Origin of the sequence: Sorangium sp. So ce327, from assembly GCF_051530205.1 — a bacterium.
In the GTDB taxonomy this organism is placed as follows: Bacteria; Myxococcota_A; Polyangia; order Polyangiales; family Polyangiaceae; genus Sorangium; species Sorangium cellulosum_B.
Map to the genome: position 1 here is coordinate 6,548,084 of NZ_CP150330.1, position 19,789 is coordinate 6,567,872.

At 73.0% G+C, this 19,789-nt stretch carries 10 protein-coding genes; 6 read left to right on the forward strand and 4 right to left on the reverse strand.

The window, feature by feature from the left end; all coding sequences use genetic code 11:
• Nucleotides 1–35 precede the first annotated feature (35 nt).
• Complete coding sequence (locus tag WME95_RS24445) at nucleotides 36–1,088, forward strand: agmatinase family protein (protein ID WP_437766913.1); 1,053 nt, start codon at nucleotides 36–38, stop codon at nucleotides 1,086–1,088.
• A 194-nt stretch (nucleotides 1,089–1,282) separates the two neighbouring features.
• On the opposite strand, the gene WME95_RS24450 is transcribed toward WME95_RS24445, so the two are convergent.
• Complete coding sequence (locus WME95_RS24450) at nucleotides 1,283–2,575, reverse strand: M18 family aminopeptidase (RefSeq protein ID WP_437911017.1); 1,293 nt, start codon at nucleotides 2,573–2,575, stop codon at nucleotides 1,283–1,285.
• Nucleotides 2,576–2,862: 287 nt separating this feature from the next.
• On the opposite strand from WME95_RS24450, the gene WME95_RS24455 reads away from it, so the two are divergent.
• The 3 genes from WME95_RS24455 to WME95_RS24465 all read left to right on the forward strand — a co-directional run bounded on the left by WME95_RS24455 (nucleotide 2,863) and on the right by WME95_RS24465 (nucleotide 5,889).
• Entirely contained in the window at nucleotides 2,863–3,999 is a 1,137-nt protein-coding gene (locus WME95_RS24455) for a quinone-dependent dihydroorotate dehydrogenase (RefSeq protein ID WP_437910823.1), read from the forward strand.
• Nucleotides 3,989–5,137: a GNAT family N-acetyltransferase gene (locus WME95_RS24460; RefSeq protein WP_437555100.1), complete on the forward strand. Its 1,149-nt coding sequence runs from the start codon at nucleotides 3,989–3,991 to the stop codon at nucleotides 5,135–5,137. The genes WME95_RS24455 and WME95_RS24460 overlap by 11 nt, the downstream gene beginning before the upstream one ends.
• A 68-nt stretch (nucleotides 5,138–5,205) precedes the next feature.
• Nucleotides 5,206–5,889 (forward strand): hypothetical protein, encoded by a 684-nt coding sequence (locus WME95_RS24465; protein WP_437910824.1) that lies wholly within the window; start codon nucleotides 5,206–5,208, stop codon nucleotides 5,887–5,889.
• A 48-nt stretch (nucleotides 5,890–5,937) separates the two neighbouring features.
• Here the strand turns inward: WME95_RS24465 and WME95_RS24470 are convergent, their stop codons facing one another.
• Nucleotides 5,938–7,239 carry a sigma 54-interacting transcriptional regulator gene (locus WME95_RS24470; protein ID WP_012237037.1) on the reverse strand — a complete coding sequence of 434 codons (1,302 nt, stop codon included), beginning with the start codon at nucleotides 7,237–7,239 and terminating at the stop codon, nucleotides 5,938–5,940.
• 427 nt (nucleotides 7,240–7,666) lie between these two features.
• Here WME95_RS24470 and WME95_RS24475 point away from each other — a divergent pair, with 427 nt between their 5' ends.
• Nucleotides 7,667–10,009, forward strand: coding sequence for a DUF1588 domain-containing protein (locus WME95_RS24475; RefSeq protein ID WP_437910825.1), 2,343 nt, complete (start codon nucleotides 7,667–7,669; stop codon nucleotides 10,007–10,009).
• Between the two features lie 8 nt (nucleotides 10,010–10,017).
• Nucleotides 10,018–11,292 carry a DUF1501 domain-containing protein gene (locus WME95_RS24480; RefSeq protein ID WP_437910826.1) on the forward strand — a complete coding sequence of 425 codons (1,275 nt, stop codon included), beginning with the start codon at nucleotides 10,018–10,020 and terminating at the stop codon, nucleotides 11,290–11,292.
• Between the two features lie 109 nt (nucleotides 11,293–11,401).
• Here WME95_RS24480 and pbpC read toward each other — a convergent pair whose 3' ends face one another.
• Nucleotides 11,402–14,005, reverse strand: coding sequence for a penicillin-binding protein 1C (gene pbpC, locus WME95_RS24485; RefSeq protein WP_437910827.1), 2,604 nt, complete (start codon nucleotides 14,003–14,005; stop codon nucleotides 11,402–11,404).
• A 3-nt stretch (nucleotides 14,006–14,008) separates the two neighbouring features.
• Nucleotides 14,009–19,765 (reverse strand): MG2 domain-containing protein, encoded by a 5,757-nt coding sequence (locus WME95_RS24490; RefSeq protein WP_437910828.1) that lies wholly within the window; start codon nucleotides 19,763–19,765, stop codon nucleotides 14,009–14,011.
• Nucleotides 19,766–19,789 lie beyond the last annotated feature (24 nt).

The window sequence follows — 19,789 nt, forward strand, 5'->3', positions numbered from 1 at the left end:
TTGACGACCTGGTCGCGAACCGCCAACGTGGCCGCGTGAGCTCATCCCCTCTCGGCTTCGATCCGAACGGTCCCGCCATCGGAAACGGGATTTACGGGCTGCCACACACTGCCGAGGACGCCCGGGTGGTCCTCGTCCCGGTGCCGTGGGAGCCGACGGTGTCCTACCGCCGCGGCGCCGCCAAGGGCCCGGGGGCGATCCTGCGGGCCAGCCGGCAGGTCGACCTCTTCGACCTGCACACGGGCAGACCGTACGAGCAGGGCATCGCGATGCTCGACGTCGATCCGGACATCGTGCGCTGGAACGCGGAGGCGTGCGCCGCGGCCGAGCCGGTGATCGCGGCGCACGGGGAGGTCGCTGGCGACCGGGACCTGGAGGCGCGCCTCGCGGCGGTCAACGCGCTCTCCCGGCGGCTGAACGAGCGCGTCACGGAGATCGCCATGCGATGGATGGAGCGGGGCAAGCTCGTCGGCGTCATCGGCGGAGATCACTCCGCCCCCTACGGCGCGATCGCGGCGCACGCCGCGCGTTACCCGGGAATGGGGATCCTGCACATCGACGCGCACGCCGATCTCCGCAACGCGTACGAGGGATTCACCGACTCCCACGCTTCGATCATGCACAACGTCGCGACGAACCACCCGAAGATCCCGCGGATCGTCCAGGTTGGGCTGCGCGACATGAGCGAAGACGAGCTCCGGTTCATCCGCGAGTCGAACGGGCGCATCGTCGCCCACATCGACGCCTCGATCGCCGATCGGCTCTTCGAGGGGGAGCCGTTCCACCTGATCGCCGACTCGATCGTGGAGGATCTCCCCGACGACGTCTATGTGAGCTTCGATATCGACGGCCTCGATCCGACGCTGTGTCCGAGCACCGGCACGCCTGTCCCCGGCGGGCTGACGTTCCAGCAAGCCGTCGCCCTGATCGGCCGCATCCAGAAGAGCGGCCGGCGCATCGTCGGCTTCGACCTGAACGAGGTCGCGCCCAAGGACGACGCCGACGACTGGGACGGCAACGTCGGCGCCCGCCTCCTGTACAAGCTCATCGGCTTCACCCTCCTCTCCCACGACACCCGCACCCGTTAACGAAGCGAGCGCGTCGCCCCTTCCATCCCGCCCTCTTCCGCGCGCACGCGCGCACTCTCCCCCAACGAGGCGATCGCGGCGGGCACCCGCACAGGAGACGGGCCCAGATCGGCGTTTTCGGCGCGGAAGCGTACTCTCGTACGCTGAGCACCGAAAACGCCGAGGTGGGCCCGTATCCGCCGCGGGTGCCCGCCTCAAGAAAGCGCGCGGCGGTAGGTCTCGATCGAGAGGTGGACGTCGAGCGTGCCGGCCATCTCGCGGCAGGAGTGCATGCTGAGCATCGGCGCGCCGACGTCGACCGTGGCGATGCCGAGCGAGGCCGCCGTGATCGGGCCGATCGTGCTGCCGCAGGGGAGATCGCTGCGCACGACGAAGCGCTGGGGGGCGTAGCCCACGTCGTGACAGAGCGCCTCGAGCGCGGCGGCCGTCGCGCCGTCGGTCGCATAGGACTGGTTCACGTTCGACTTGATCACGAGCCCGCGGTTGATCTGCGGGGCGTGGCGCGGCTCGTGCTGATCGGCATAGTTCGGGTGCACCGCGTGGGCCATGTCCGCCGAGACGAGCAGCGACCCGGCCATCGCGCGGGCGAACGCCTGCGGCTCGCGCCCCGGGAAGACGTCGACGATCCGCGCGAGCACGTCGCGGAGCACGCTCCCCGCCGCCCCCACGGCGCTCCGGCTGCCGCACTCCTCGTGGTCGTAGAGCGCGATGACCCGCGTCGCCGCGGAAGGAGCGGCGCCGATCAGCGCGGCCGTCGCGGCGTGACAGCTCGCGAGGTTGTCCAGGCGGGACGCGAAGATGAACTCGTCGGAGAGGCCGCCGAGCGACGCCTTGAGCGTGTCGTACAGGCAGAGATCGAAGCCGAGGATGGCGTCGCGCGGCGCGTCGACCGCGCGCGCGAGCAGGGCGTTGAGATCGGCCTCCTTGCCGAGACCGATCACGGGGGCGAGGTGCTTCTGCGCGTTCAGCACGAGCCCCTCGGAGTTGACCCCGCGGTTCAGGTGGATCGCGAGGTTCGGGACGCGGGCGACCGGGCGGCCCAGGTCGACGAGGAGGCGCTCGATCCGCCCGTCCCTGCGCACGTGGACGCGGCCGGCCACGCTGAGATCGCGGTCGAGCCAGGTCGAGTACAGGACGCCGCCGTAGACCTCGACCCCGAGCTGCTGGTAGCCGCTCCGCGAGAGCTCGGCGCTCGGCTTCACCCGGAAGTTCGGCGAGTCGGTGTGCGCGCCGATGACGCGAAAGCCGCCGAGCGCCGGGTGCTCGGCCCCGGCCACGAACGCGACGATCGTCGACCCGCCCCGGATGACGAAGCGGCGATCGCCCGGCGCGACAGCCCACGCGTCGCGCTCCCCGAGCTCCGAGAAGCCGGCGGCCACGAGCCGCGAGGCGACCTCGCGCACGGCGTGGTACGGCGTCGGCGAGCGATCGATGAAGGCGCAGAGGTCGCGGGCGGCCGCGACGCCGCGCTCGCGCAGCGCCGCCATCTCGTCCGCGCTCCTCGCGAAGCGCTCGCCAAGGTCGGTCAGTGGCCTGGGATCGCCTGCGCGATCGAGGATCTCGGGGGGCGTCATGGAGGGCGCGGAGTCTAGCAGAGCCGCCGAGCCTCGCCCGGCGCGCCGGCGCGCGCCTCCGTGCGCGCGGAGGCGCGCGCTCGCCAACGCCGAGATGGCGGCCCACGCGGCCGGTGCGCCATGGTATCCGCCACCACCGCGCCGCTCGCAGGACCTCCTCCGACGCCGCGCGCCGCAACCCGCAACGGAGACGCGCCCCGATGTACCGCCTCGTCCGACCGCTCCTCTTCGCGCTGCCGCCCAGCCTTGCGCACGAGCTCGGCATGCTCGCGCTCGCCCCGATCGAGCACGCAGCGCCGCTCCGCGCCCTCGTGCACGCCCGCCTCGCGCCCCGGGATGGGCGCATCGCGGTGCGCGCCATGGGGCTCGACTTCCCCTCCCCGCTCGGCGTGGCGGGCGGCTTCGACAAGGACGCCCGCCGGGCCCGCGCGCTCGCCGCCCTCGGGTTCGGCTTCGTCGAGCTCGGCACCGTCACGGCGCAGCCCCAGGCCGCGAACCCGTCGCCGAACCTCTTCCGGCTGCCGGCCGACCGGGCGCTCATCAACCGGCTCGGGTTCCCGAACCAGGGCGCGGCCCGCGTCACGGAGCGCCTGCTCGGCCGCGGCGGCGCGGCGGCCGTGGGCGTGCCGGTGGGCATCTCGATCGGCAAGTCCAGGGTCGCGCCGCTCGATCCCATCGAGCCCGCGATCGACGACTACCTCGCGAGCTTCCGGGAGGCGCGGCGCGCGGCCGACTTCGTCGTGATCAACGTGTCGTCGCCGAACACGAAGGACCTCCGCGCGATGCAGGGCCCGGCGATCGCGCGGGCGCTGCTCTCCGCGATCGCGCGTGAGAACCGCGCCGCCGGGGCGCCGCTGCCGCTGCTCATCAAGGTCGCCCCGGACCTCGGCGACGAGGAGCTCGAGGCGCTGCTCGCCGTGGTCGAGGAGGTCGGCCTCGCCGGCGTCATCGCGACCAACACGACCGTGCGGCGCGACGGGCTCGCGACGAGCCCGGAGGCCGTCGAGGCGATGGGCGCGGGCGGGCTGAGCGGGCCGCCCCTCCGGCAGCGCTCGCTCGCGATGGTGCGGCGCATCCGCGCGCGCCTCGGGAGCAACGTCACGGTGATCGGCGCCGGGGGCATCGAGTCGGCGGAGCACGCGATGGACCAGCTCCAGGCGGGCGCCGACCTCGTGCAGATCTATACCGGCTTCATCTACGGCGGCCCGCTGCTCCCCGCCGCGATCGCGCGCGGGCTCTCGGACCTCGTGGCCCGCTCCGGCGCGCGGTCGATCCAGGACCTCGTGAGCCGACCAGGCGGCGCGACGCGCGCTGCTATGATCGGCCATGGAGCTTGAAGCGCACGTCCACGACACGATCCGCGACATCCCGGAGAGCGAGTGGAACGCGCTCGACGGGGTGAGTGAGGCGCCGTTCCTCACCTGGGCGTGGTTCGACGCGCTCGAGCGGACGGGGTGCGTGGGCGAGGCGGCGGGCTGGCTGCCCCACCACATCACGCTCCGGGCCGAGGGGGCGCTGCTCGCCGCGGCGCCCGCCTACCTCAAGGACAACAGCGAGGGAGAGTTTGTCTTCGACCACGGCTGGGCCTCTGCGTCCCACCAGATCGGCGCGCCGTACTACCCGAAGCTCGTCGTCGCGGTGCCGTTCACGCCCGCGACGACGCCGCGGCTGCTCGTGCGGCGGCCGGAGGACCGCCCGGCGCTGCTGCCCGTCCTCGCCGAGACGCTCCGCAAGCTGGTGGCGCGGAGCCGCATCTCGAGCGCTCACGTCCTGTTCCCGACCGAGGACGAGGCCGCCGCCCTCTCCGACGCCGCCATGGCGCACCGCTGCGGCGTCCAGTTCCAGTTCGAGAACGAGGGGTATCAAACGCTCGACGACTTCCTCGCGCGCTTCAACGCGAAGCGGCGGCACCAGATCCGGCGCGAAATGCGCGAGTCCACGAGGCAGGGGCTGTCGATCGACACGCTGCGCGGCGCCGAGATCACGCCGGAGATCGTCGATGCCATGTTCGGCTTCTACGTCTCCACCGTGGAGAAGTTCGCCTGGGGCCGGCAGTACCTGAACCGCGCCTTCTTCGAGGAGATCGCGGCCCGGCTGCGCGGCGGCGGGGCGCAGGGAGGCGTCGAGATCGTCCTGGCGCGGGAAGGCAAACGCCCCATCGCGGGCGCGCTCAATCTGGCCGGGCCCACGACGCTCTACGGCCGTTACTGGGGCGCGTCGGAGGAGCGCCCGTTCCTGCATTTCAACGTCTGCTATTATCACCCGGTCGAGGACTGCATCGCCCGGGGACTGCGCCGCTTCGAGCCGGGCGCAGGAGGGTCGCACAAGCTCGTTCGCGGCTTCGCACCGAGCGTCACCCACAGCGCGCACCACATCGCGCATCCACGCCTGGACGCCGCTGTGCGCGAGTTCCTCGCGCGCGAGCGCGCGGCCGTCCGCGCGAAGACGGCGGACAGGAGCGTGGCATTCCGCTGAGCGCCTTCCTGGCGCAGCGCGACGTGCGGTGTTGACGTGGCGCGCGCTGGAGAGGGATGCTGCCAGACATGCGCGCCTTTCTTGCACTCCTCGCCTCCTCCATCGTCTTCGGGCTCGCCGCGAGCGGCGGCTGCTCGAGCAATGAAGCGACCGACACGACCTCGACCACGGCGGCAGCCACGGTCGCCGGCGCCGGCGGCTCGCTCGGCTTCGGCTGCTTCGGCGGCAGCCCGGATGGGCGGTGTACGATCCTCGCCCAGGTCCCCGAGAGCTGCAGCTGCCCCGACTGCTCCGACACGGCGAGCTGCCTCGGCCGCTGCAACGACGACGGCGCCTGCGACATGCGGCCAGACGCCCCCGACGGCGAGGATTGCACCTGCCAGGACTGCGCGGGCACCGTCGCGGAGTGCAGCCCGAGGCGCGGGTGCAACGACAACGAGGGGTGCAACGCCAACGAGGATTGCACCTGCCCCGACTGCACGAGCACCCCGCGGTGCACGGATCACTGCACGGACAACGGCTCGTGCGCGGAGTACTTCGAGGGGTGCTCCTGCGCGGATTGCAGCGGCGTGGAGCGCTGCGGCGGGAACCCGGCCACGACCACGGCAGCGGCCACGACGAGCAGCGGCGCGGGCGGCGACCCGACCGGCGGCGGCGGCGCGGGCGGCGACCCGACCGGCAACGGCGGCGCGGGCGGCGACCCGACCGGCAGCGGCGGCGCGGGCGGCGGCGGCGGCGCGGGCGGCGCCTAGGACACGCTCGGCGCCCTCGCCGATCCGCGCCCTCGCCGCTCGGGGCCCTCACTGCTTCGCGGTGAGCCCGTGCTTCCTCAAGAACATCCGCACGTGGTGGCGCTCCATGCCCGCGCGGCGCGCCATCTCGCTGACGTTGCCGCCCGTCGCCCGGATCAGCTCGCTGAAGTAACGCTGCTCGAACGCCGCGACGGCGCTCCGCTTCGCCTCGCCGAACGCCGACGTCGGGACGACCACGTCGCCGCCGCCCTCCAGCGGCAGGATCGAGGCGATCGCCTCGGCCCCGGGCGGCAGGCTCGCGGCCACGCTGGTGACGTTCATGAGCTCCCGGACGTTGCCAGGGAAATCGTGCTGGCCGAGCGTCGTGGTGATGAGATTGACCATCTCCACGGCGCGCTCGGGGCACCCCAGGCGCTCGCAGACGCGCTCGACGAGCAGCGGGATGTCCTCCCGCCGCTCGCGGAGCGGCGGCAGCTCGATGCGCATCTGGGCGATCCGGAAGAAGAGATCGCTCCGGAAGCGCCCGGTGTTCATGCTGCGGCCGAGATCGCGGCGCGTCGCCGCGATGATCCGCACGTCGACGGGCTCGTAGATCCGTGACCCGACGCGCTTCACCTTCTGCTCGGTGAGCGCGCGCAGCAGCTTCGGCTGGAGATCGGGCGGCAGCTCGCCCAGCTCGTCGAGGAAGATCGTCCCGCCGTTCGCCTCGTGGAAGGCGCCGCTCCTCCGCTCGTTCGCCCCGGGGAAGGCGCCGCGCTCGTGCCCGAAGAGGAAGCTCTCGGCGAGCGCGCCCGGCAGCGAGGCGCAGTCGACGACGACGAACGGGCCGCCGCGCCGGCTCGAGACGTCATGGATGGCCTGCGCCGCGAGCTCCTTGCCCGTGCCCGTCTCCCCGGTGATCAGCAGCGAGAGCTCCGTCGAGGCCACCTCGCGCAGCAGGCGGAACAGGTGGCGCATCCGCGGCGAGGCGCCGATCAGCGGGCCGAAGCTCTCGTCGAAGCCGACGTCGACGCGCTCCTTGTCGAGCGGCTCGAAGCTCAGCACCGAGCCGCCGACCTGGATGGCGCACGCGGCCGTCAAGATCGCCTCGCGGATGCGGACCGTCGACACGAACGTCCCATTCTTGCTGCCGAGATCGCGGACGAGCACGCCCGGCCCCTCCGCGCGAAGATCGCAATGCGTCGAGCTGACCTCCGGATCGTCGACCACCACACCGCAGCTCGGATCGCGCCCCACCACGATCGGCGCGATGCCGATCTTGACGGGATCCCGGCCCGCCGAGCGCAGCGTGCCGCCGCGAACAAACCACTGAACCGCGCGAGCGCGGGTCGCATCCCTCGTCGAGCTCATATCCAACGGTTATTCGATTTCCCTGGTCTTGACCACATCCACGCACGCCCCGCGCGCCCACGGGCGGGAGCGCCCACCTGGGCGCACCGGGTACGTGGCTTCCGGAGGAGCCGCAGCCTCCCGTCGAAAAACTTCACAACCACTAGAGGTAACAACCAGAAATTCTGATCAAGCAATGTGCTGAGCGCATAGCGGGAGAGGCCCTCGAGAGGGTAGAGTACGTGGTCTACGCAAGCGATGAAGCGGGCGTTCGTCCAGCTCGCCTCATCGGGTGTCGATGGTCGATGAACGAGGACCCGGCCATCGCGGGGTGGATGCGCCCTGCGATAGGGGCTGTCGGTGTGTGTTCTTTCAACGCGATTCGGGGCTCCGCTCTCCCGGTCCCCTCAACGTGGGAGTCGCGCGAGCGCTCCCGGCGAGGATGCTTATGCCGAGAATAGGATGGTTACTCCGGAAGCGCGCCGCGACGGCCCTGGGGCTCCTGGGGCTCTCCGCGGGCGCGAGCGCGCTCGCGTCCGTGTCCGCCGGTTGCAGCAGCGAGGCCGACGGCCCGTGCATCTCCGACGAGCAATTCTTCGCCGAGAAGGTGTGGGTCCCCATCCTCTCGACGAAGTGCATCGGCTGCCATAACCCGCAGGGGCAGGCGGCGGAGTCCAAGCTGATCCTCGCCGGGAGCAGCGAGGCGGGGTTCCTCGACAAGAACCTCGCGACGTTCAAGTCGCTCGCCGGGCTCGAGCTCGGCGGCGAGTCGTACGTCCTCCTCAAGCCGACGAAGGCCATCGAGCACGGCGGCGGCCAGGTCCTCGCCTCGGACAGCGCCGAGGTCGAGGCGCTCCGGGCGATGGTGGAGCGGACGAAGGAGCCGTCGTCCTGCGAGACGGACGTCAACGCCTCCTTCGCCGGCGTGGTGATGAGCGGGCCCGAGGAGACGCTCCGCACGGCGAGCCTCGAGCTCGCCGGGCGCCTGCCGACCGAGGCCGAGGAGGAGGCCGTCGCAGAGAGCGGCATGGCCGCGCTGGATCCGATCCTGGACCAGTTGCTCACGGAGGAGACGTTCTATGTGCGGCTGAAGGAGATCTACAACGATCTCTTCCTCACCGACCGTTACCTGAACGGCGAGGAGGCCGTCGATCTGCTGCGGAGCGACGCGTACGATCCGAAGTGGTACAACAGCCTCCCGCAGGATCCGGCGCTGGTCGCGAGGTACGGCGCGCGGGACCTTGAGGACGTCGCCAACAAGCTGAAGAGCTGGACGAACCGGGCCGTCGGGAGGGAGCCGCTCGAGCTCATCGCTTACATCGTGCGGAACGACAGGTCCTTCAAGGAGGTCCTCACCGCCGACTACACGGTCGTGAGCCCCTTCTCCGCCAAGGCGTACGGCGTGACGGCCGAGTTCAAGAACGACGCGGATCCGGACGAGTTCGTCCCGGCGAAGCGCGATCCGATCCCGCTCGCCGGCGTGCTCACCTCCCCCGTCTTCCTGTCCAGGCACCCGACGACGAACACCAACAGGAACCGCCACCGAGCGAGGATGGTCTATCAGTTCTTCCTCGGCACCGACATCCTGAAGACGGCCGAGCAGCCGCTCGATCAGACGAAGATCACCGACTTCAACCCGACGATGAACAACGCGGCGTGCACCGTCTGCCACGCCGCCCTGGACCCGCTGTCAGGCGGGTTCCACAGCTTCGACTCCGCGGGCCGGTACAGGGAGGACGACACCTGGTACGAGGACATGCGGCCGCCGGGCTTCGGCGCCGAGTCGGTGCCTTTCAGCGAGTTCCCGACCGCGCTCTCGTGGGTGGCGAAGCGCGTCGCCGACGACCCCCGCTTCGCGCTCTCGGCGGTCTATACGATGTACACCGGCCTCACCGGGCAACAGCCGCTCGCCGCGCCGAGCAACGACGATCCGGAGTTCAATGCCAAGTTCCGGGCGTACCTCGCCCAGTACCACGCGTTCAACACGATGGCGCACGACTTCGCCGACGGCGGCTACAACCTGAAGACGGTCGTCAAGGCCATCGTCAAGAGCCCCTATTTCCGGGCGCGCAACGTGGCGCAGGCGTCTCGGGGCGAGGCGCTCACGCAGCTCGGCGGCACGCGGTTCCTCGGGCCCGAGCAGCTGCACCGGAAGATCTGGGCGGTGACGGGGTATCCGTGGCGCCCGCGGGCGTTCGAGGACGACGGCAGTCGCTACGACTTCCTGCTCCGGCGCGACGCCTACCGCATGCTGTACGGCGGCATCGACTCGCAGGACGTGATCCAGCGGATCACGGAGCCGAACGGGATCATGGCCAACATCGCCGACCGGATGGCGAACGAGATGGCGTGCGTCGCGGTGCCGCGCGACCTCTACCTCCCGCAGGAGGAGCGGCTCCTCTTCCCGTACGTCGAGACGACGTTCGAGCCGCGCGACACGAACGATTTCGACGTGCTGCCGGCCGTCGAGGGGATCAAGCAGAACATCCAGTACCTGCACAAGCGGGTGCTCGGCGAGTCGCTCGAGCTCGGCGATCCCGAGATCGAGCGGACATACAAGGTCTTCCTCGAGACGTGGGAGGAGGGCAAGGCGGGCATGGCGAAGCCGGAGGGCGAGGAGGGCAGGCTCTCGAGGTCGCTGCCCGGCCCCTGCCAGGTGCACAACGACTACTGGACTCGAGAGGGGCTCCCCGACGAAGAGAAGCTCACGCGCGACGAGAACTACACGGTCCGCGCCTGGATGAGCGTCATGACCTATCTCCTTTCGGACTTCAGGTTTCTTTACCAGTAGGAGCAGCCATGGAACGTCGAGATTTCCTCAAACTGGCATCTATGGCGGGCCTCGGCGTCGTCGCAGCGGGCGTGCTGTCGAGGGACGCCGCCGCGGCCGGCCCCTACGCGGGCCCGCTCTGGGTCCACATCCACGCGAGCGGCGGCTGGGACCCGACGAGCCTCTGCGATCCCAAGGGCGCGCGGGACGAAGAGGAGCAGAAGACGCGGGAAGCGATGAACCGCAGCTACCTGAGCGCGGCGATCGGGACCGCCGGCAATCTCAAGTACGCGCCGGTCGGCGGCAACGACGCGTTCTTCAAGAAGCATTACAGCAAGCTGCTCGTCATCAACGGCATCGACACAGGGACGAACAGCCACGACGCCGGCGTCCGCAACACGTGGTGCGGCACGCTCCGCGAGGGCAAACCCGCCTTCGCGGCGCTCGTGGCCGGCGTCCACGGCGGCGCGCTGCCGATGGGGTTCATCAGCAACGGCGGCTACGACACGACGGCGAACGTCGTGGCCGTCACCCGCATACCCGACACCGGCCTCCTGCAGCGGCTCGCCTATCCGAACAGGATCGATCCGGGGAACGAAGAGAACCGCGAGCAGTACCACACCGACGCCACGATGACGCGGCTCCTGGAGGCGCGGCAGGCGCGGCACGCGGCGAAGCTCGATCAGCAGCGGCTGCCCCACGTCAAGCAGGCGATGAGCACGCTGTTCACGTCGCGCGTCGGGCAGAACGAGCTCAAGCAGCTCATCCAGTACCTGCCCGCGGAGTTCGAGAGCGCCTCGCTGCGGCGGCAGGCGCAGGTCGCGCTCGCGGCCTACCGCGCCGGCATCTGCGTGAGCGCCAACCTGTCGGTGGGCGGGTTCGACACGCACGGGAACCACGACGACAACCACATCCCGCGGCTCGACCAGATCTGCGACGGGATCGACTTCCTCCTGACCGCCGCGGAGGAGCAGGGCATCGCGGACCGGATCGTCCTCGTCGTGGGCTCGGACTTCGGGCGGACTCCGGGCTACAACGAGGGCAACGGCAAGGACCACTGGAACATCACCAGCATGATCCTGGCCGGCGCGGGCATCGCGGGGAACCGGGTGATCGGCGCGACGGACGACCGGCACAACCCGCTCGACGTCGATCCGGTCACGCTCGCGCCCAAGGAGGGCGGCGTCCGGCTCAAGCCGGGGCACATCCACAAGGCGCTCCGCAAGCTGGCGGGGATCGCGGACGATCCGCTCGTGGAGCGATTCCCGCTCTCCGAGGAAGAAGATCTGCCCATCTTCGGGTGATGGGGCCCGCGGGCGGCGCGCCGCCCCGCCATCGACGCCATCGACTGCAGCGCGGGTGACGTCATCGGAGCCGGCGGGCGAGGAGACGGGGTGTCGCCTCGCCCGCCGCTCACTCCACCGAGAACGCGATCTCCTCGCTGGCGGTCGCTCCGTCCGCGTCGACGCGGAGCCGGTGCGCGCCGGCGACGAGCGGCCAGTCGAGCGCGAACGGCGGGCCGACCTCGATGGGGCGCCCGTCGAGCACGAAGCGCACGCGGGGCACGCCCGGAGGGACGTCGGCGCGCAGCCGGATCGCCTGCAGCGAGTTGATCGACGGGTCGAGGACGAACCGGGCGCCGTCGGGCGGGTACGCGACGCGGACGCGCGCGCCGGCGCCGGCGCCGGCAGGAGGAGCGCCGGGTGCGCCGTCGAGCCCGGCTAGCGCGCCGCAGAGGGGCGACGCCGCATCGGGCGCGAGGGGGCGGCCGGCGGCGCGCGCCCATGCGGTGAGCTCCGCGTCGTAGCGCTCGAAGACGCGCTCCTCGACCGTCGCGTCGGGGCAGGCCCCGGCGCGCAGGCCGTTGCGGCGATCGATGCGCACGGTCTCGTGCATGTCGCACGGCGAGAGCGCCGCGGCGTCGCCGCGCGGGAGGAGCTCGCGGCGGTGGTGCGGGCACGCGGCGGTCGGCCTCATGCCGGACAGGGCGCAGACCTCGACCTCGGCGAGCTGCTCGGGATCGGGCGGATCGAAGGGGCGCGGCGGCCGGACGCGCGCGGCGGCGAGCATGGCGTCGCGGAACAGCGGGCCCGCGCCGGTGATGCCGCTGACGCCGCCCATGGGCGAGCCATCGAAGTTACCGACCCAGACGGCGACGGTGACGTCGGGCGTGAAGCCGACCGCGATGTTGTCGCGGAAGCCCTTGGACGTGCCCGTCTTCGCGGCCACAGGGAACGGGAGATCGAGCGCGTTGCCCTCGCCGAACGACGCGAGCCGCGCCCGGTCGTCGGCGAGGATGTCGACGACCACCCGGGCGCGCGCGGCGTCGAGGACGCGCGCGCCGCGCTCGGGAAGCACCGCGGGCGGCTCGGCGGGCGTGCCGCTACCGCTGGACGCGGGTGACACGGGAGAGGCCGCTTGTGATGAGGGGGGCGGAGGCGACGAGGGGGCGAACGAGCGCACCGCGCGCACCGGCAGGTACAAGCCTCCCCGCGCGAGCGTGGCGTAAGCGTTCGCGAGGTCGACAAGGCGGACCTCACCGTCGCCGAGCGCGATGGCGACGCCGTAGCGCGACGGCTCGCGATCGAGCGAGCGGAGGCCGAGCTCCCGGAGCCGCGCGAGGACGCGCTCGGGGCCGAGCGCGGCCGCCGCCCAGACCGCAGGGACGTTGTACGAGTTGGCGAGCGCGTCCCGCAGGCGGACGGGGCCGTGGAAGCGGCCGTCGTAGTTCCGCGGCGCGTAGTTGCCGTCCGCCGTCGGGAACGAGAGCTCGACGTCGGGAAGGACGGTCGCGGCGGTGAACCCGAGCTTCTCCATGGCGAGCTCGTAGACGAACGGCTTCAGCGCAGAGCCGGGCTGGCGCAGCGCGAGGACGCCGTCGTTGTGGCCGAGCCCGGCGGCGTCGTCGATGTCGTGCGAGCCGACGTACGCGAGGATCTCACCGGTCGCGTTCTCGATCACCACCACCGCCGCCGCGCCGACGTCGCGATCCGAGAGGCCGCGGACGGTCTGCTGCGCGAGGACCTCGATCTCGCGCTGGAGGCCGCGGTCGATCGTCAGCGTGATCGAGGTCGCCCGGCGCTCTACGATCCGCGACGCGGCGCCGGGGCCCTCGGCGGGGAGGCCCGCGCCCGGGCCGAGCGCGCCGCCGAGCACGGCGCGGACGAGGTGCGGCGCGCCGAGCCCGCCCCCCTTGGGGGCGAGCGCGATGGGCTCCGCGCGGGCGCGGGCCACCTCGGCCTCGCCGGCGAGGCCGGCCGCGAGCATGCGATCGAGGACGCGGTTCCTGCGGCGCTCGAGCGGCCCGGTGCCGCGACGCGGATCGTACAGCGCCGGGCCGCGCGGCATGCTGGCGAGCGCGGCGGCCTCGGCGAGCGACAGGTCGCGCGTGGGCTTGTCGAAGTAGAAGCGGCTCGCCGCCTCGACCCCGCGCAGGCCCGGGCCGAACGCGACGCGGTTCAGGTACTGCTCGAGGATCTCGCGCTTCGAGAGCGACGCCTCGATGCGCACCGCGAGCGCCGCCTCGCCGAGCTTGCCGCGCGCGGTGCGGGGGCGCGGGACGAGCGTGCGCGCGAGCTGCTGCGTGATCGTAGACCCGCCCGAGACGACGCGCCGCTCCGCCGCGAGCTGGCCGACGGCGCGCGCGATGGCGATCGGATCGACGCCGGGGTGGCGCGCGAACCGCTTGTCCTCCGCGGCGAGGAGCGCGCGCTGGATGCGATCGCCGGCCTCGGAGAGCGGAAGCCAGCGCGCGCGCGCGCCGTCGCCAGCGCGGAGCTCGCGGAGCACCGTGCCGTGGCGGTCGAGCAGGACCGTGGACACGGCGTGATCCTCCGGCGCTCCGAGCTCCGGCGGGAGCGGCGTGAGCGCCGCGAGGGCGGCCAGCAGGAGCCACGGCGCGACGGCGAGGGCGACCGCGATCTGCGCCGCGCGGCGCAGGATCCGCCGCGCGCGCGGGCCGAGGCGCGCGAGCCACCGCCCTGCGCGGCCGGGTCCTTCCGGGGAGGGCGCGCGCACGGCTCAGCGCGGACGCGGCGCCGCGTCCGGCCCTCGGCTCCCGACCTGGACCGTGACGGAGCCCGTCCGGCCGAAGACCTCGGGGCTGTACATCTCCTCCGCGCGCGCGGGCGGGACCACGAACGAGCCGAGCGTCGTGGCGCGCGCGAGGTACCGGTACCGGTACATCCCGGCGGCCATGTGATCGACGAAGAAGAGGACGCGATCGTCGCGGATCTCTCGGACGAAGCGGCTCGGGTCGTAGACGCGGCCGGTCGCGCGCAGGTCGTCCTGATCGGCGTCGGCGTCGTCCGCCTCGGCCTGGGCCTCCGCCGCGTCGACGTCGAGCGAGCGCGCGGACGTCGCGAGCCGCGCGTCGACCGCCTCGAGGCCCGCCGGCAGCGGATCGTCGATGACCACGAAGTCGCGCGGAGACGGCGTCACCACGACGATCTCGCCGAGCACGAGGTCGCCGCCGGCGAACGCGACCGACGGCGGGGCCGCGCCGGCCGCGCCGCCGACGACGGCGGAGAGGTCCTCGGGCGCGAGCGCGCGGAGCGACTTCTCGATGAAGAAGCCGCGGTCGAGCGCCTCCGTCGGGAGCTGCTTGCGCGCGTAGCGGAGCCGCGCCTCGTAGAACAGGCGGCCGCGCCCGTCGACCGCGAACGCGAGCGGCGCGCCCGCGGCGCTCGCGAGCCTCGCCGCGGGGATCGACGTCTTGACCTGCTCCGTCGTGGGGCCGTGGAACGGCGCGGAGAACAGCTCCGCCTGCCCCAGGAACACCCGCGCGTCGAAGTCCGGCGCCGTCTTCTCCTGCGCCTTCCGGTACTGATCGAGCGCGAGCAATGCCCAGGCCGTCTCCTGCGTGCTGCGCCACGTACCGCCGCGGCGATCCGCGAGCAGCCCCGCCGCGAGCCGCGGCGCGAGCGGGTGCGCCGGCCGCGCCGCGAGCAGCGCGCGCAGCACGAGCGCCGAGGTGCGGGCCTCGGAGTCCATGAGGACCGCGTAGGCGTCGCCGTGGTTGTGGACGGCCCGCGCGACCGGCCCGTCGAGGCGCAGCGCGCCCTCGAGCTCGCGGACGAGCTGATCCACGGACGCCCTGTCGCTCTTGCCGATCACCATCGCGTGCGCGAGGAGCGCCTTCGAGAAGAGCGGCAGCTTGTCGCGCTCGTCGAACAGCTGGCTCGCGCGCCCGGGGTCGGGGGCGCCGCTCGCCGCGAGGACGTCGACGAGGAACGGCGCCGTCGCCCGGAGGAGCGGGTCGGCGCCGATCCGGTTGAGCTCCTGGCGCAGGTACGACGTCGCGCGCTCCGCCGCGTCGGGCGGCACCGCGACCCCGTAGCGCCTGGCCTCGGTGAGGCCCCACAGCGCGTACGCCGTGGTCCACAGGTCCGCGCTGTCCGACTCGGCGAAGAAGCCGAAGCCCCCGTCCCCGCGCTGGTGCGAGAGGATCTCCCGGACCGTCTTGCCGATGACGGCCGTGAGGTCCTTCGGCAGCGCGATCCCGTACGCCTTCGCGAGGTCGCGCAGCGACAGGAGCGGGACCATCCGGCTCGTCAGCTGCTCGGTGCAGCCGTACGGGTACTCGAGGAGCTGCTCCACGCCGCCGCCGAGGCCCACGAGCGCTGTCGGCGCGAGGCTCACCGTGAGCCCGCCCGTGTCGTCGCGGATCGCCGACAGGTCCCCGAGCCGCTCCGCGCTCGCCGTGGTGGTGTCGCCGTAGAGCGCGACGGCCTCCGGCGCCATGGGCGCCTTGATCTCGCGGTTCACCTCGACAACGTCCGACGCGCCGCCGCCGGTGGCGCGGAAGCGCAGCGTCGCGGGGCCGGCCCGCGGCGCCGAGAGCGCGAAGCGGACCTCGGCCGACCCGCCCGGCGCGAGCTCGACCGAGCGCTTGGCGCCGCCCGCGAGCGTCAGCCCCGAGGCGGTGACCTCCACCTCGACCGTCGCCGGCTTCGCGAGCCCCTTCGAGGTCACGACCACCCCCGCGTCGATCGCGTCGCCCGCGCGGAGGAAGCGCGGCAGCGCGGGCCGGGCCATGAGCGGGCGGCTCGTCGTCACCCGGGACTCGCCGTAGCCGAAGCGATCGTCCTCGGCGGCCACGACCGCCATGACCCGGTACGTCGTGAGCGAGTCCGGCAGCTTGAAGCTCGCGTGCACCTGCCCGGAGGCGTCGGTCACGAGCGCGGGGTTGTAGTAGGCGCTCTGGCGAAAATCGCGGCGCACGCCCGTGCCGCCCTCGGCGCCGCCGCCGCCCGCGCGCCCCTTGTCGGCGCCGAGGTCGGCGAACGGGTTGCGCACGCGGGCGAGCGCCTCGCGCGTCTCGATCGTCGCCACCTTCAGGGGGCGCGGCGCGCCGAACACGGGGATCGGATCCGGCGTCGTGTACCCCGTCAGCGACAGCACGCCCTCGTCCACGGCGTAGAGCGTGACCTCCGCGCGGGCGGGCTGGCCGGCGCGATCGCGGACGTCGACGTCCACGCGGATCGGATCGCCGGGGCGCGCGTCCGCCTTGTCGGCGCGGACGCGCACCGCGAGCCGCTGCGCCTCCGGGTTCACGCGGAGCGGCGCGTAGCCGAGGCGGAACGCCGGCGCCCCGACGTCGGGCCCAGGCGCCCCGCCCTTCCCCGGCGCGGGCTGCGGCTTCGTCCGCCCGCGCAGCAGCAGCACCGAGACGAAGGCGTTCGGCCGGAGGTCCTCCGTGATCGGGACGTCGATCACGGGCATGGCGCCCGACAGCGTCACCTTCCGGTGCGTCGAGATCCCGGCGCGCTCGACCGTGACCAGCGCGTCGGCGGAGGCGAACGGCGACTTCACGATGATGCGCGCCGTCTGGCCGATCTCGTAGCTGTCGCGGTCGGGAACGAGGTCGACCTTGAGCTCGTCGCTGTCGCCGAAGCCCCCGCCGCCCTCGCCGAGCGCGTAGACCCCGGCGGCGGCGCCGACGGGGTTGCCGCGGCGGTCCCTGGCCGTCGCGTGCAGGAGGTAATAGCCCCCCGACGGGACCGTGAGCTCGCAGCTCCGCGGCGCCGCCGCCGTCGTGACGCCGCACCGCGCGACGACCTTGTCGACCGGCGCGCTCACGCTGCGGTACGCGCTGCCGCTCTCCTCCCGCGCGAGCGTCCACGTCCGGTGCACGAGCTCGACCCGGACCGCGACCTGCGCGACGCGCGCCCCCTTCGGATCGACCGCGAGGATCTCCGGCCGCAGCACGTCGCCCGCCTTCGCGAAGAGCTCGGGCTCCTTGAGGGCGACGTAAAACTCGGCCGGGTGCACGAGCGCCGTCGAGCTCCCGGCGATCGTCTGCCGCGACACGTCGGTGACCGACGCCTCGCACGTGACGAGCTCCGTGCCGCGCTGCCCCGGCATCGAGAGCGCCGCGCCGATCGACGCCTGCCCGGCCGCGTCCAGCTTCTCGCGCGCGCTCTGCACCTCGAACCCGCGCGGCGCCTGGTCCCGCAGCGCGTCGGTGAGCTCGTCCTCGCGGACCGTGAACCCCTCGATCCCCGGCGGCGAGAACGACGCCGGCGCGCGCGTCACGGAGAGCGATGCCTCCGCGTTCGTCATCGGCGCCCCGAACAGGTAATCGCCGCGCGCGGTCCAGCGCGCCTTGTCGCCGCGGACGTAGCTCGGCCTGTCGCTCTCGACGCCGACCTTGAACTCGGCGGGGCGGTACTCGGCGACCTCGACGCTGCCCATCACGTCCGGCCACCCCGCCTCGCCGCCCTGGACCGTGGCGGCGAGGCTGTACGTGCCGAGCCGCGCGCTCTCGGGGATCTTCACGTCGGCCGAGAACGTGCCGAAGGCGCCGAGCGTCGGGGAGAGCGAGACGAGCGCCTCGCCGTCGGGCCCCTCGACCTTGAGCGCGACGCTCTTGCCGGCCGGCGTCCTCGCCCCGCGCGCGCCCTCCTCGCGGAAGATCCCCTTCACGCGCACCGTGTCGCCCGGCCGGTAGATGCCGCGATCGGAGAACATCATCCCGAACGGGCGCGCCTCGCTGAAGTCCGACGCCGCGCCGAAGCGCCACCCGTTGAGCGAGTCGGCGACCGTGCGGTACGTCCAGTCGTCGCCCGCGCGCGCGAAGACCACGCTGCGCCCGAGCGTCGTCGAGGCCTCCGGACCGTGCGCCGTCGCTGGGACGACCGCGAACCCCTCGGCGTCGGTCGACACCGCCGCGGGCGCGGGCGCGCCCGGTGCCCGGATCCACACGCGCGCCCCGGGCACCGGCGCCCCCGTCGACAGGCGCGTCACCCACACGAGCGAGCCGCTCGGCGAGACCTTCGCGCTGATCCCGAGGTCGGTCACCTGCGCGATCACCGCCTCGGAGGTGGTGCGCGCGTGCCGCGTCCCGGGCCGGGCTGTGTAGCTGATCCCGATCGCGAGCGGCCCGCGCTTGCCCTCGCCGCCCAGCACCTCGGCGGCGCGCACGAGGTGCGTCGCCGGCGTGTTGGTCGCGGCGGCCGGCCGCAGGACCGTCTGCTTGCCGGAGGGCAGCGCCGCGATCTCGCCCATCTTCGGGCTGCGCCCCGGGCTGTGCGGATCACCCTGGAGCGCGAGGATCATCTCCTCGGTCATCGCGCCGACCGCGAGCGAGAGCTCGCGCACGTTCACGGACACGACCGGGATCTCGCGACGCTGGGCCGGCTCGAACACGCTCCCGACGAGGCCGATCTGCGCCTCGGGCCAGCGATCGTCGAACGCGATCTCCTCGGTGACGACGCCGGCGAGCGCCTGCCCGTGCACGTCGCGCAGCCCGGCGGCCACGCGCACCCGGTAGCTGCGGCCCGGGGCGAAGGCGCCGCCGAGGGGGATGTGGCTCGTGGGCTCGTCGTCCTCGATCCACGACGGCCACAGCAGCTTGACGGCGGGCTCCACCGAGATCGCCCGCTTCGCGTCCGCGAACTTGATGGGGTTCGAGAAGGCGAGCGTGAACCCGCCGTCGGCCGCGCAGCGCCCCTGCGGCGAGTCGCGATCGCACTGGGGGCGCAGCGCCCGGAGCGGCCCGTAGGTGCGGTACGTGAACCGCTGCTCCTCGCCGGCCGGCAGCGGCCCTTCGCGGCCGCGGAGGCCCTCGGCCACGGCGATCTCGATCTCGCTGTCGCGCGGCAGCGGCGCGCGGGGGACGAGCTCGGCGAGCATCTCGTTCTTCGCGTCGGGGCGCCGCACCTCGAACGCCACCTTGTCTTTTCGATCGCCCACCGTGAGGGACGCGCGCCGCGCGATCTCGGCGGTGTCGACCGGCTGGTTGAACCGCAGCTCGAACCTCGCCTCCGGCTTGAGGTCGTCCTTGCCCGACCAGGGCTCGACGCGCGCGACCGCGGGCAGCTCGGTTCGGAAGGTGAAGGAGTACGGCTCGGCGAGCGCGCTGCCGTCGAGCGCGCGGGTGCCCGCCGGGACCTCGACGGTGAACTCCGTGCCGCGCGGCAGGCGGCCTTCGGGGACGAACGTGAGGCCGCTCGTGCCGACCCAGCGCCAGCGTCCAGGCGCGGACGGCTTCAGGACCGCGGGCGCCGCGGCCTCGCTGCCCGCGAGATCGAGCGATCGCATCGGCCGGTTGAAGACGAGGCTGATCTCGGCGGGGCTCGTGGTCTGCCCGCGGGGCGCGCCGAACACCACCGCGAACGGCCCTGCCGCGGCCTTTCCGCCCGGTTCGAGCGCGCCGGGCGCGAGCGTCCCTCGAGGCGGGACGTTGGGGGCGCGCGCGCCCTGAACGCACGCCAGGCTGAGGGCGATGACCGCGAGAACGGCGGGCGCAGATCGGAGGCGCGGAGCGACGGACATGGCCGCGACTCAGCAATGGGGATG